Genomic DNA, 14,220 nt, shown 5'->3' with positions numbered 1-14,220 from the left:
GGTCCCCGCCATGCCGCCGAGCACCAGATCCGTCGTCGCCGCGATCGCGGCCGCCCTCGCGGTGTCCGCGTTCACCGCACCACCCGCGCACGCCGCGACCGTCACCATCGCCGTCGCCCCGGGCGGCAGCGACACCAACCCCGGCACCCCCGAGCAGCCGGTCGCCACCCCGGCCCGGGCCCAGCAGCTCGCGCGGGCCCAGTCGGCGGCCAACGACGTCGTCGTGCAGCTCGCCGGGGGCACCTACCGGCTGGCCGCCCCGCTGACGCTGACCAGCGCCGACTCCGGCCAGAACGGCCACACCGTCACCTGGCAGGCCGCGGGCGGCCAGACCCCGGTGCTCTCCGGCGGCAGCCAGGTCACCGGCTGGGCGGTGCAGGACTCCGGCCAGAACATCTGGGTGGCGTCCGTACCGGCGGGGGCCGACTCGCGACAGCTGTTCGTCGACGGCTCGCTGGCCCCGCGCGCGGCGGTCCCGTTGTCGCGCAACGACGTCCAGTTCACCACCAGCGGCATGACGATCACCAACTCCGCGCTGAACTACCTCGCGACGCTGCCGCAGCAGAACCGGATCGAGGTGGAGAGCCAGAACTCGTTCACCGACCGGTACTCCCCCGTCGACCACGTCAGCGGCTCGTCGATCGTCATGCAGCAGCCCGCGTGGAACAACAACAACTGGGGCTACGACACGCTCGCCAAGCCGTTCGGCGGCGGCCAGCTGTTCCTCGAGAACTCCTACTCGTTCCTCAAGAACGCCGGCCAGTGGTACCTCGACCCGTCCGCCGGGAAGCTGTACTACAAGGCGCCCGCGGGCTGGGTGCCCTCGAGCCACGACGTCGAGCTGCCGCGGCTGACGTCGCTGCTGCAGATCAGCGGCAGCTACGACAACCCGGTGCGCGCCCTGGCCTTCAAGGGCCTGCGGTTCGCGCACACGACCTGGCTCACGCCGAGCACGTCGGTCGGGTACGCCAACCAGCAGACCGGCACGTTCCTGCCGGCCGCCGCGCCGATGCCGGCCGACTTCCTGACCTCCTGCCAGTCCGGCTGCCGCCTGTTCGAGGGCGCCCGCAACGGCTGGGCCCAGGCACCCGCCGCCGTCCAGGTCTCGGCGGCCACGGGCATCACGTTCAGCGGCAACACCTTCACCCTGCTCGGCCAGGTGGCTCTCGGCATCGGCAACGACGCGAACGCCCACGCGTCCGGCGTCGGCCTGGGTGCGTCGTCGATCACGGTGGACCACAACACGTTCGCCGAGGTCTCGGGCGGCGGCGTGATCGTCGGCGGCGTGCGGCCCGACGCGCACCACCCGTCGAACGCGGCGATGACGAACAAGGACGTCACCATCTCGAACAACACGGTCAGCCGGGTCGCCCTCGACTACCGGGAGATGGCCGGCATCCTCTCCACCTACGCCACGCACACCGTGATCACGCACAACGACGTCGCCAACCTGACCTACGACGGCATCGACGTGGGCTGGGGCTGGGGCGCGAACGACCAGGGCGGCAGCCAGGACTACCGCAACCGCGGCCTGTACGACTTCCAGCCCGTCTACACCACGCCGACGACCCTGCGGGACACCGTCGTCAGCTACAACCGGGTGCACGGCACCAAGAAGCTGATGCACGACGGCGGCAGCATCTACAACCTCTCCGCCAACCCGGGCAGCTCCATCGACCACAACCACGTCTACGACAACAACCGCACGGTCGGGCTGTACCTGGACGAAGGTTCCCGGTACGTGACGCTGTCGGCCAACGTCATCCAGGACTCCGGGGTGTGGGCGTTCACCAACGCCAACGGCAACAACAACACCAACGACAACACCTTCAGCGGCAACTGGTACAACGGCGGCGCCACGCAGGTGGCCACCGGGTCGCCGCACAACAACGTGCTGACCGGCAACGTGCAGGTGAGCGGCACCAACTGGCCGTCGGGCGCCCAGCAGGTCATCGCCGCCGCCGGCCCGGGCGGCAGCGGTCCCGGCCCGGTCGCGGGCCCGGTGCGGGCGACCGGCGCGGGCCGGTGCCTGGACGTCAACGGCGTCAGCACCACCCCGGGCGCCCAGGTGCAGATCTGGGACTGCAACAGCGGCACCAACCAGTCCTGGACCCGCACGAGCGCCGGGGAACTGACCGTCTACAGCGGCACGCGGTGCCTCGACGCCAGCGGCCAGGGCACCACCCCGGGCACCAAGGTGGTGATCTGGAACTGCAACGGCCAGGCCAACCAGCAGTGGCAGGTCAACGCCAACGGCACCATCACCGGTACCCAGTCGGGGCTGTGCCTCGACGTCACCGGCTCCGGCACCGCGAACGGCACCCCGGTCCAGCTCGCCACCTGCACCGGCGCCACCAACCAGAAGTGGACCCTCGGCTGAAAGGTTCCGTCATGCTCCCGTCGCTGAAGAGAAAGCTGCTGACCACGGCCGCGGCGCTCCCGCTCATCGCCGGCACCCTGCTCGGGCTCGGCCCGGCCGCCGGGGCCGCGACGCAGCAGGCGTGCGACATCTACGCCGCGGGCGGCACCCCGTGCGTCACCGCGCACAGCACCACGCGCGCGCTGTTCGGGGCGTACAGCGGGCCGCTGTACCAGATCCAGCGCGCGTCCGACCAGCGGTACCTGGACGTCGGCCTGCTGGAGGCCGGCGGGTACGCCGACTCGGCCCCGCAGGTGTCGTTCTGCGCCGGTACCCGGTGCACCGTCACGAAGATCTACGACCAGACCGCGAACCACAACGACCTGCCGATCTCGTGGGGCGGGTTCTGGAAGGGTCCCGGCCCGAACGGGTCCGACATCGGCGCGGACGCGATGGCGCTGCCCGTGACGGTCGGCGGGCACCCGGCGTACGGGATCAAGGTCACCCAGGGCGTCGGCTACCGCGTCGACAACGCCAAGAACGTCCCGGTCGGCGCGCAGCCCGAGGGGATCTACATGATCACCTCGTCGAACTACGTCAACCAGTGGTGCTGCTTCGACTACGGCAGCGGGGAGATCTCGCACAACGACACCGGCAACGCCACCATGAACGCCATCTACTGGGGCACCGCGTGCTGGTTCAACGGCTGCACCGGCACCGGCCCGTGGGTGGAGGCCGACCTGGAGAACGGCATGTACCACACCGGTTCCGGGTCCAACAAGGACCCGAACAACCAAGGCGTGCACCACCCGTTCGTCAGCGCGTGGCTGAAGAACAACGGCACCAGCAACTTCACCCTCAAGTACGGCGACGCCACCACCGGCGGGCTCACCACCCCGTACTCCGGCGGGCTGCCGCGCGGCTACTCGCCGATGAAGCTGGAGCCGTCGATCCTGCTGGGCACCGGCGGCGACAACAGCGTCTCCGGCGTCGGCGAGTTCTTCGAAGGCGCGGTGACCAGCGGCTTCCCGTCCGACGCGACCGAGAACGCGGTGCAGGCGAACATCACCGCGGCCGGCTACGGCACCGGCGGCGGCCCGGCGACGACGGGTGCGCTGCGCGGGGCCGGCTCGAACCGGTGCCTGGACGTCAACGGCGTCAGCACGAACCCCGGTACCCAGGTGCAGATCTGGGACTGCAACGGCGGCACCAACCAGACGTGGACCCGCGGCGGCACCGGCGAGCTGACCGTCTACAACGGAACCCGGTGCCTCGACGCCAGCGGCCAGGGCACCACCCCCGGCACCAAGGTGATCATCTGGAACTGCAACGGGCAGCCCAACCAGCACTGGACGTTCAACGCCAACGGCACCGTCTCCGGGGCGCAGTCCGGGCTGTGCCTCGACGTCACCGGGTCCGGGACGGCGAACGGCACCGCGGTCCAGCTCGCCACCTGCACCGCCGCGAACAACCAGAAGTGGACCCTCGGCTGAAAGGCTCCGTCATGTCTTCGTTCGAGCTCTCGCGGCGCAGGCTGCTCGCGGTGACCGGCGTCGCCGTCACGGCGAGCGTGTTCCGCGTCCGGACCGTGTGGGCCACGGAAGGGCCGGGCAGCTACAGCCCGAGCTGGTCGTCGGTCGACCAGCACCCGCCCGCGCCGGAGTGGTTCCAGGACGCCAAGTTCGGCATCTACTACCACTGGGGCGTGTTCAGCGTCCCCGGGTTCGGCAACGAGTGGTACCCGCGCAACATGTACATCGGTGGCTCCAGCGAGAACAACCACCACAAGGCCGTGTACGGCGATCCGTCGGCCTGGCCGTACCAGAACTTCATCACCGGTGCCCGGGACAAGGCGGGCAACTGGGTCCAGTTCGCGCCGAAGCTCAAGTCTGCGGGCGGGAACTTCGACCCGGCCGAGTGGGCGCAGCTGTTCGCCGACGCCGGCGCGAAGTTCGCCGGGCCGGTCGCCGAGCACCACGACGGCTACTCGATGTGGAACAGCACCGCCAACGAGTGGAACTCGGTCCGCACCGGGCCGCAACTGGACCTGCTGCGGCTGCACGCGGACGCGATCCGCGCCAGAGGCCTCAAGCTCGTCACCGCGCTGCACCACGCCTACCACTTCAACGGCTACTACGACCACGTGCCGAACCAGCCGACCGAGTCGCTGCGGCGGCTGTTCGGCCAGAACGGCCGGACCGCGGAAAACCAGCTGTGGTACGACAAGCTCCGCGAAGTGGTCGACGGCTACCAGCCCGACCTCGTCTACCAGGACTTCGACCTGAACCTGGTGGACGAAAGCCAGCGGCTGAACTTCCTCTCGCACTACTACAACCAGGCCGTCGCCTGGAACAAGGACGTCGTCGCCTCCTACAAGGACGGGTTCAACAACCGCGGGGAGGTGTTCGACTTCGAACGCGGCGGCCCGGGTGACATCATGACCCCGTACTGGCTGACCGACGACAGCGTGTCCAGTTCCAGCTGGTGCTACACGGCCGGGATCGGCTACTACTCGGTCAAGGCCATGCTGCACTCGCTGATCGACCGGATCAGCAAGAACGGCAACATGCTGCTGAACATTGCGCCGATGGCCGACGGCACCATCCCGGCCGGGCAGCGCACGATCCTGCTCGGCATCGGCGACCACCTGAAGCGGTTCGGCGAGTCGCTCTACGCCACCCGCGCCTGGGCGGTGTACGGCGAGGGGCCGACGAAGATGGGCGGCGGCTCGTTCACCACCCCGGTGGAGGGCACCCGGACCGACATCCGGTTCACCCGCAGCAAGGACAACACCGTGCTGTACGCGACCGTGCTGGGCTGGCCGGGCAGCACCTTCCACCTCACCACCCTCGGCTCGAACCGGATCAACCTGTCGACGCTGACGTCGGTCCAGCTGCTCGGGCCGGCCGCGGGCGGCGTCACGAACCTGCCCACCCGCAGCCAGGACGGTTCGGGCCTGCACATCACGATGCCGTCGGCGAACCCGCCGTTCGACGCCCTGGCGTACGTGGTGAAGCTGACGTTCTCGGGCCCGGTCCCCACGCCGGGGTCCGCACCCCTGCCGACCGGCTGGGCGCGGATCGCCAACGTGGCCACCGGGCTGGTGCTGGACGGCGGCGGGAGCGTCGCCTCCGGGTCGCACCTCAAGCAGTGGAACTGGGACGGCAGCACGAACCTGCAGTGGCAGCTGGCCGACGCGGGCGGCGGCTACTACCGGATCGTCAACCGCACCAACGGCCTGGTCGCCGACAGCGGCGGCAACTCCGCGAACGGCGCCGCCTGCCTGGAGGCGACGTCGAACGGCAGCGCCGGCCAGCAGTGGCGGCTGACGAGCCTGGGCAACGGCCGGTACCAGATCGTCAACCGGGGCACCGGCACCGCGCTGGACGGTATGGGCCGCACGGCCGCCGGTTCCGAAGCCGGGTTGTGGGCACCCAACAGCAGCACCAACAACCAATGGACGATCACCGGCGTCTGAGGGAGAAACCATGACATCACGACTGCGGTGGCTCGCCGCCGCGGCGGCCCTGGTCGCCGGGGCGCTCCTGCCCGGCACGGCGGCCGCGGAATCGAACGGCGGGGTGCGGGTCATGCCGCTGGGCGACTCGATCACCGACGGCACCCAGGTGCCGGGCGGGTACCGGATCGGGCTGTGGCAGCGCGTCACGTCGGGCGGCTACCAGGTGGACTTCGTCGGGTCGCAGTTCAACGGCCCGGCCACGCTCGGCGACCACGACCACGAAGGTCACCCGGGCTGGCGGATCGACCAGATCGACGCGAACATCGTCTCCTGGCTGCGCACCACCACCCCGCACACGATCCTGCTGCACATCGGCACGAACGACGTGCTGCAGAACTACAACGTCGGCCAGGCGCCCAGCCGCCTGTCGGCCCTGGTCGACCACATCACCGCCACGGCACCGGACGCCGAGGTCTTCGTCGCGACGATCATCCCGATCGCCAACTCCGGCCAGGAGGCCGCGGCGCGGACGTTCAACGCGGCGGTGCCCGGGATCGTGCAGAGCAAGCAGAACGCGGGCAAGCACGTGCACCTGGTCGACCAGCACGCCGCCCTCACCACCGCCGACCTGATCGACGGCGTCCACCCGACGGCCACCGGCTACGACAAGATGGCCGCGACCTGGTACGCGGCCCTGCAGGCGGTGCCCGGCAGCATCGGCACCCCGGGGACGTCGGGGGCCAAGCAGGTCGTCGGCACGCAGTCGGGCCGCTGCGCCGACGCCGGGAGCGCGGCCAACGGCACGCAGGTGCAGCTGCAGGACTGCGGCAGCGGGTCCGGCCAGGCGTGGACCCGGACCGGCGCGCAGCTGTCGGTCGCCGGGTCGAAGTGCCTGGACGCGTCCGGGGCGGGCACGGCGGCCGGCACGGCGGTGATCGTGTGGGACTGCCACGGCGGAACCAACCAGCAGTGGACGGTCGGTGCGAACGGCGCGATCACAAGCGTGCAGTCCGGCCTCTGCGTCGACGCGACCGGCCAGGGCACCGCCAACGGCACGAAGCTGGTCCTGTGGACCTGCAACGGCCAGGCCAACCAGCAGTGGACGCTGCGCTGAGCGCTCCGGCCACGGGAACCGAAGGGACACCGCGATGAAACTCAAGCACGCCTTGGCCGTGGTCGCGCTGGCCGTGGCGGGGCTCGTCGCCCCGGCCGCCGGCACGGCCCCGGCCGCGCACGCCGACACCCTGATCTGCGACCAGTACGGGTCGACCACGGTCGGCGGCAAGTACGTCGTGATGAACAACCGCTGGGGCAGCAGCGCCCAGCAGTGCATCAACGTCACGGGCAACGGGTTCCGGATCCAGACGCAGCAGGGTTCCACCTCCGGCGGAGCACCGCTGTCCTACCCGGCGATCTACGTCGGCTGCCACTACGGGAACTGCTCGCCGGGGACGAACCTGCCGCGGCAGCTGAGCCAGATCGGCAGCGTGCCGTCGTCGATCTCGTACAACTACGTCGGCGGGTCGACGTTCGACGCCTCCTACGACATCTGGATGGACCCGACCGCGAAGACGACCGGGGTCAACCAGATGGAACTGATGATCTGGTTCAACCGCACCGGCGGGGTCCAGCCGGTCGGCAGCCGGGTGGGTACCACGTCGATCGGCGGCCGGAGCTGGGAGGTGTGGCAGGGCAACAACGGCGGCAACGACGTGGTGTCCTACGTGGCCACGTCGGCCATCTCGAGCTGGTCGTTCAACGTGCTGGACTTCCTCCGGGACGTCGACGCCCGCACCCGGGTCGACAGTTCCTGGTACCTGACCAGCATCCAGGCCGGCTTCGAGCCGTGGAGCGGCGGCGTCGGCCTCGCGGTCAACTCCTTCTCCGCCGACGTCACCGCGGGGAGCAACAACGGCGGCACCGGGCAGGCCATCGTGGGCCAGGGCAGCGGCCGCTGCCTGGACATCGAGGCGAACGGCACCGCCGACGGCACCGCGGTCGAGCTGTGGGACTGCCACGGCGGGAACAACCAGAAGTGGGTGCGCACCGGCAGCACGTTGACCAACCCCGCCACCGGCAAGTGCCTGGACGCGAACAGCTCGACCGCCAACGGCAGCCCGGCGCGGCTGTGGAGCTGCACCGGTTCAGGCGGCCAGAACTGGCAGGTGAACGGCAACGGGACCATCACCAACCCGCAGTCCGGGCGGTGCCTGGACGCGAGCGGGCAGGCCACCGCCAACGGCACCCGCGTGCAGCTCTGGGACTGCGCCGGCAACGGCACCCAGGCCAACCAGGTCTGGTCCCTGCGCTGATATCCGTGAAATTTTCCGGCCGGGCTGCGGCCTTGTGTTAGCGTTCACATTCCGCCGCAGTCCGGCCCCCCGTCGATGTCGCTGGGAGTTTCCGTTGTCGCACGCAAGTCACCGTCCCCTGTGGAGGACAGTCATCGTCCTCTTCGGACTGGTCGCCGCCTCGATCGGCGCCGTGACGCCGCCGGGTGCCGCGGCCGCGCCGATCACCAAGCCACCCATGGGGTGGAACTCGTGGAACTCCTTCGCCGGGGCCATCGACCACACGGCCATCGAGCAGCAGGCGGACGCCATGGTCAGTTCCGGGATGAAGGACGCCGGCTACGAGTACGTCAACATCGACGACGGCTGGTGGACCGGCAGCCGCGACTCGGGCGGCAACATCACCGTGGACACCACGAAGTGGCCCGGCGGGATGTCCGCCATCACCGCCTACATCCACAGCAAGGGCCTGAGGGCGGGCATCTACACCGACGCCGGCCGCAACGGCTGCGGCTACTACTACCCGACCGGGCACCCGGCCTACCCCGGCAGCGGCGCCGAGGGCCACTACGACCAGGACTTCCTCCAGTTCTCCCGCTGGGGCTTCGACTACGTGAAGGTCGACTGGTGCGGCGGCAACGCCGAGCGGCTCGACGCGCGCGCCAGCTACACCGCGATCAGCGACTCGATCGCCCGCGCCACGGCCCAGACCGGGCGGCCGATGACGTTCTCCGTCTGCGAATGGGGCGGGAACCAGCCGTGGAACTGGGCGCCGGGCATCGCCGACCTCTGGCGGACCAGCGGCGACATCATCTACTGGGGCGAGAAGCCGTCGATGTCCCGCGTGCTGGCCAACTTTGACGCCGCGCAGCACCCGGGCGCGCAGAGCCCGGGCCACTACAACGATCCCGACATGCTCGTCGCCGGCCTGTCCGGCTTCTCGGACGCGCAGAACCGGACCCACCTGAGCCTGTGGGCGATCTCGGGCGCGCCGCTGATCGCCGGCAACAAGCTGAGCGACATGAGCGCCGCCACCCGCGCCGCGCTGACCAACCGCGAGATGATCGCCGTCGACCAGGACGCGCTCGGGCGGCAGGGCACGAAGGCCGCCGAGGACGCCACCGGGCTGCAGGTGTACTCGAAGGTGCTGACCGGCACCGGGCGCCGGGCCGTCGTCCTGCTCAACCGCACCGGCGCGGCCGCGACGATCACCGCCCGGTGGGCTTCGCTCGGCCTGACCGGCGCGGCCGCGGTCCGGGACGTGTGGGCCGGCGCCGACCGTGGGAGCTTCACCGGCAGCTACGCGGCTTCGGTCCCGGCCGGGGAGGCGGTCCTGCTCACCGTCACCGGCAGCGACGGCACGCCGACGGGCGGCGGCCCGATCACCGGCAAGCAGTCCGGCCGCTGCGCCGACGCCGGGAGCTCGGCCAACGGCACCCAGGTGCTGCTGCAGGACTGCCAGAGCCGGCCGAGCCAGACCTGGACGCGCACCGCGGCCCGGCAGCTGACGGTGTCCGGCGGCAAGTGCCTCGACGCGTCCGGCCAGGGCACGGCGAACGGGACCGCGGTGGTCGTCTGGGACTGCAACGGCCAGGCCAACCAGCAGTGGACGGTGAACGCGAACGGCACGGTGACGGGCGCGCAGTCCGGCCTCTGCCTCGACGCGAGCGGCCAGGGGACGGCGAACGGCACCAAGCTGGTCCTGTGGTCCTGCAACGGCCAGCCGAACCAGCAGTGGACGGTGCCCGCGGCGTGACCGCCGGGCCGCCGGCCGGTGATCGAATCGCTTCGACGCCTTGCGCGTCCCCGAAGTGTCCTCTAGCTTCGAGAGTTGTCGATGCGGTTCGACGAACCGGCCGGGCCGTCGTCTTCTGGGGGTAGTCGAGTACGCATGCGCAAGCGCGGTCACCATCGGCGCACCGGGACCCGGCCCACGGCCGGGTCCCGGACGCACGTCCTCGCCTTGGTCGTCCCGCTGCGCGCCGGCGCCCACGACGTCGTGGTGCAGGAGTTCGTGACCGCGGCGATCGCCGAAGCCGGCGCCCGCGACCACGCCCTGCTCCTGCTCACGGCCGAAGACGGCCCGGCCGCGCTGCGCCGCGCGGTGTCCTCGTCGGTCGCCGACGGGGTCGTGGTAATGGACGTCGAGGCCGCCGACCCGCGGGTGGCGGTGCTGCTCGGCCTGGGCCGGCCGGCGGTGCTGATCGGCGTCCCGGACCGGCCGCGCGGGCTCGGCTGCCTGGACCTGGACTTCGCCGCTGCGGGCGCGTTGTGCCTCGGCCACCTCGCCGGCCTGGGCCACCGGCACGTGGCCCTGATCGGCTCACCGCCGTCGGCCTACCGCCGCGGCACGAGTTCCGCGACCCGGCTCGTGCGGGGGTTCACGGCGGAAGCGGCCCGCCGGGGCATCCGGTCGACGACGCTGGCGTGGGGCAACACCCACTGGCGGACGCTGCGGGGCCTGGACGCGCTGTTCAGCCGGCACCCGGACGTCACGGCGCTGGTCGTGCACAACGAAACGGCGCTGCCGTCGGTGCTGGCCGGGCTGAGCCGGCGGGGCCTGCGGGTGCCCGACGACATTTCGCTCGTCGCGGTCTGCCCGGAAAGCCTGGCGGCGCACCACCCCCTCGAGCTGACCACCGTGGCGATCCCGGCGCGCGAGATCGGCGCGCTGGCCGTCGAGACGGTGATCGGGCAGCTGGCGGGGGCCACCGAACCCGGGATCCGGCTGCTGGCCCCGGAACTCGCCGCCCGCACCAGCACCGCGCCCCCGCCGCTCCGGTGACCGGGAACCGGCTGCGCGAGCACCCGGTTCCCGGCCCCGGTCAGGCCGGCGCCTTCCCCCACAGCCGCCAGGTCTGGTTCAGCGGGCTGCTCTGGCCCACCGGCTTGCACGTCCACTGCAGGACCTGCGCACCCGGCGCCGTCGAAACCCCCGACACGTCCACGCACTTGCCGCTGTGCCGGGCGACGAGCTGGTAGTCGCGGGGGTCGTTGCCGCCGTAGGTCACCTTCCGGAGGGTGAACTGCTGGCTGGGCGAGCCGTCGGCGCACGTCCACTGCTGGACGGCGGCGCCGTCGGCGGCCGACGCGCCGCTCACCGCGAGGCACTTGCCCGTCTGCTGGCTGACCACCGTGTAGGTGCCGGCGGCGCCGGTCACCGGGCGGAAGTTCCACAGCTGCTGGTCCCCGCCTTCGCAGGAGTACTGCTGCTGCTGGTTCCCGTCGGCCATCACCAGGTTCGTGTTGTCCAGGCACTGCTGGGAGTGCTGGGCGACGGCGACGGAGGAGAACCCGCTGTCCCCGGGCGGCAGGAGCGTGATGGTGGACGTCTCGTCCGCGTCGGCGTGCGCGACGTTGACCGTCACGGCGTTGCCGGCCACGGTCACCACGGAGTTCTGCACGGTGACCGGCCCCTGGACCGCGCCGCCGCCGTTGTACGGGATGCGCTGGACGAGCACCCGCACCTGGTTGTCCTGGACGATGCCGCTGGTGGTGTCCAGCCCGCGCAGGGTGACCGCCAGGTTCCCGGTCGAGCTGCCGCCGCCGACGAGGACCTTCGCGTTGCCGGCCGTCTTCGTCGCGAAGGCGTCGTAGGCCGCGGTGGGCGTGACGGACGCGATCCGGCCGGTCTGCGAGGCGTAGAACCGGTGGACCCACCACTCGCCCTTGGGCAGGTACTGCCCCGCGGAGTTGCGGGTCAGCAGGTTCGCGAGGTCGTTGTGCAGGTTCGCCCCGCTCGCCCAGTTGGCGCGCAGGCCGTCGGCGCCCGCCCGCTCCAGCCGGGCGATGTACCAGGCGCCGTCACCCGGGTTCTGCTCGTTCGGCGCGCCGTATTCGTTGATCTGGTACGGCCTCGGGTGCGGGATGCCGCGCGGGTCGAGCGAGGCGTTCGCGGCGGCGACGTTGGCCACCGGGTCGCCCGGCAGCGAGTGCCAGCTGACGATGTCCGGCACCGCGTTGGCGGACTTGACGAAGTCGAGGTACTGCGTCCACCACCCGCCGCCGGACGGGACGCACGCGCAGCTCGGGCCGACGATGAGCTGACCGGGGAAGGCGGCGCGGATGCGCTGGTAGCCGCGTCGCCACAGCTCGAAGTACTGCGCCTGCGGGCGGTTCCAGAACAGCGAGATGTTGGGCTCGTTCCACAGGTCCCACTGCACCGGGGCGCCGGTCGCGCGCACGTCGGAGATCAGCCGGGTGAGGAAGTTGTCGTAGTCGGTCCAGTCGCCGTTGTCGCCCGGGAAACGGGAGATCGCCGCGCCGTCCGCGCCCCAGAGGTCGTGCACCAGCAGGACGAACTGACCGCCGAGGGCGCGGGTGCGCAGCAGCTGGGCGCGGGTGGCGTTCCACCGCCGGTCGTACCGCCCGGCCACCCAGCCGCCGGGGCTGTCGAGCTGCGCGCCGCCCGCGCGCATGGCCTGGAACTTCACGTCGCGGAAGAAGTGGTCCGCCGGCGCCGAGGCGTTCTCGGTCATGCCGTAGATCCACCCGGACGCGCGGTAGGTGGGCGTGCCTCCGGCGACGGAGAAGTCCACCGAAACGGCCTCGTCCGCGGCCTGGGCGGGGCTCACCGCGACCCCGCCGGCGAGGGCCAGGCTCACCATCAGGGCAGCCAGGCCGCGGCGGGGACGTCGTCGTTCGATCGTGCTGTCCACGTGCGACTCCTTCGGGGCAGGGGGACCAAGGCATCGAACCGGTTCGACCACGCAAGAAGGTACGCGTCCGATCTCGTTCGTACAAGGGAAGTTCGGAGGTCGAACCGGATCCGCCCAGCGGCCCGCCCGAAGGGTGGCGTCCCCCTCCGGGCGGCTTCCGGGTGCGGCGAGGTCGAATCGGTTCGACGGTTTCACCGGATTCGAAGAGATCGAACGGCCCTTTTCCGATCGCGGTTTCCCGGCTACAGTTCCGGGTCGCTGGGAGCGCTCCCAGCCAGTTCGGATCGGCGACGACAGGCGAGCCCCCGCACGCGGCGGGGCCGGCTGCGGATGGCGGATCGGCCCAGGTCCAGGCCGGGAATCCCGCCCGATCGCCGGCCTGCGGCCGTGGGCACCCGGGTGGCCGCCGCCGCAGGCACCAGCGTCAGCGGTTCGGTCGAAGGAGAAACTTACATGCGAAGCAGGGCAATGGCGGCCGGGGTGATCGCCGCCCTCGCCACGAGCGGGGTCGTCGTCATCACCACGTGGGCCAGCGCGGCCGGCTCGGCGTTCTACGTCGACCCGGGCACCAACGCGGCCAAGTGGGTCGCGGCGAACCCCGGCGACTCGCGGACCGCGGTCATCCGCGACCGCATCGCCTCGGTGCCGCAGGCGAGGTGGTTCACCACGACGAACACGTCCACGGTCCGGAGCGAGGTGGACGCCTACGTCGGCGCGGCGGCCGCGGCGGGCAAGGTCCCGATCATGGTCGTCTACGACATCCCCAACCGCGACTGCGGCGGCGCGAGCGGCGGCGGCGCGCCGTCCCACGACGCGTACCGGGCGTGGATCGACCAGGTGGCGGCGGGCCTGGCGGGCCGCCCGGCGGCCATCGTGCTCGAGCCGGACGTGCTGGCCCTGATGACGAACTGCCAGAGCGGCGACCAGCAGAGCCAGACGACGGCGTCGATCGCGTACGCGGGCAAGAAGCTGAAAGCCGGTTCTTCCCAGGCGAAGGTGTACTTCGACATCGGGCATTCGGCGTGGCTCTCGCCGGGCGACGCGGCCTCGCGCCTGCGGTCGGCCGACATCGCCAACAGCGCCGACGGCATCTCCACCAACGTGTCCAACTACCGCGCCACGGCCGACGAAGTGGCGTACGACAAAGCGATTCTCGGCCAGCTGGGCGACTCCCGCCTGAAGGCGGTGGTCGACACGAGCCGCAACGGCAACGGCCCCCAGGGCAGCGAGTGGTGCGACCCGGCGGGCCGCGCGATCGGCACCCCGAGCACGGACCAGACCGGCGACGGCCAGATCGCGGCGTTCCTGTGGATCAAGCCCCCGGGCGAGGCGGACGGCTGCATCGCAACGGCGGGCCAGTTCGTCCCGCAGCGCGCGTACGACCTGGCGATCGCGGCGGGCCCGGTCCAGACCACCACGCCGACGACTCCGACCACACCCACCACGCCCACC

9 protein-coding genes are annotated in these 14,220 nt (G+C 71.3%); 8 read left to right on the top strand and 1 reads right to left on the bottom strand.

Features of this window, described 5'->3' with window-relative positions:
* The first annotated feature begins 10 nt into the window (after positions 1-10).
* The 7 genes from C2L59_RS21920 to C2L59_RS21890 all read left to right on the top strand — a co-directional run bounded on the left by C2L59_RS21920 (position 11) and on the right by C2L59_RS21890 (position 10,895).
* Positions 11-2,380, top strand: a complete 2,370-nt coding sequence (locus C2L59_RS21920; RefSeq protein WP_103351384.1) for a ricin-type beta-trefoil lectin domain protein — start codon at positions 11-13, stop codon at positions 2,378-2,380.
* An 11-nt stretch (positions 2,381-2,391) separates the two neighbouring features.
* A complete protein-coding gene (locus C2L59_RS21915; RefSeq protein ID WP_103351383.1) occupies positions 2,392-3,852 on the top strand; it encodes an arabinofuranosidase catalytic domain-containing protein in 1,461 nt (486 codons plus the stop codon).
* Between the two features lie 11 nt (positions 3,853-3,863).
* On the top strand, positions 3,864-5,837 hold the full coding sequence (locus tag C2L59_RS21910) for an alpha-L-fucosidase (RefSeq protein WP_103351382.1): 1,974 nt from the start codon (positions 3,864-3,866) through the stop codon (positions 5,835-5,837).
* A 10-nt stretch (positions 5,838-5,847) separates the two neighbouring features.
* On the top strand, positions 5,848-6,933 hold the full coding sequence (locus C2L59_RS21905; protein WP_103351381.1) for a ricin-type beta-trefoil lectin domain protein: 1,086 nt from the start codon (positions 5,848-5,850) through the stop codon (positions 6,931-6,933).
* A 34-nt stretch (positions 6,934-6,967) separates the two neighbouring features.
* Positions 6,968-8,131 carry a ricin-type beta-trefoil lectin domain protein gene (locus tag C2L59_RS21900; RefSeq protein WP_103351380.1) on the top strand — a complete coding sequence of 388 codons (1,164 nt, stop codon included), beginning with the start codon at positions 6,968-6,970 and terminating at the stop codon, positions 8,129-8,131.
* Between the two features lie 94 nt (positions 8,132-8,225).
* The gene (locus C2L59_RS21895; RefSeq protein WP_233223625.1) at positions 8,226-9,866 is read left to right on the top strand and encodes a ricin-type beta-trefoil lectin domain protein; all 1,641 of its coding nucleotides are present in this window, start codon (positions 8,226-8,228) and stop codon (positions 9,864-9,866) included.
* A gap of 135 nt (positions 9,867-10,001) precedes the next feature.
* On the top strand, positions 10,002-10,895 hold the full coding sequence (locus C2L59_RS21890) for a LacI family DNA-binding transcriptional regulator (RefSeq protein WP_103351379.1): 894 nt from the start codon (positions 10,002-10,004) through the stop codon (positions 10,893-10,895).
* Positions 10,896-10,935: 40 nt separating this feature from the next.
* On the opposite strand, the gene C2L59_RS21885 is transcribed toward C2L59_RS21890, so the two are convergent.
* Positions 10,936-12,768: an RICIN domain-containing protein gene (locus tag C2L59_RS21885; protein ID WP_103351378.1), complete on the bottom strand. Its 1,833-nt coding sequence runs from the start codon at positions 12,766-12,768 to the stop codon at positions 10,936-10,938.
* Between the two features lie 468 nt (positions 12,769-13,236).
* Between C2L59_RS21885 and C2L59_RS21880 the strand changes: the two genes are divergently transcribed.
* Positions 13,237-14,220: glycoside hydrolase family 6 protein (locus tag C2L59_RS21880; protein WP_103351377.1), on the top strand; the 984-nt coding region annotated here is incomplete at its 3' end.

Origin of the sequence: Amycolatopsis sp. CA-128772 (assembly GCF_002904295.1) — a bacterium.
Lineage (GTDB): Bacteria > Actinomycetota > Actinomycetes > Mycobacteriales > Pseudonocardiaceae > Amycolatopsis.
The sequence above is the reverse complement of the archived record's forward strand: the minus strand, read 5'-3'. Positions and strand labels throughout refer to the sequence as shown.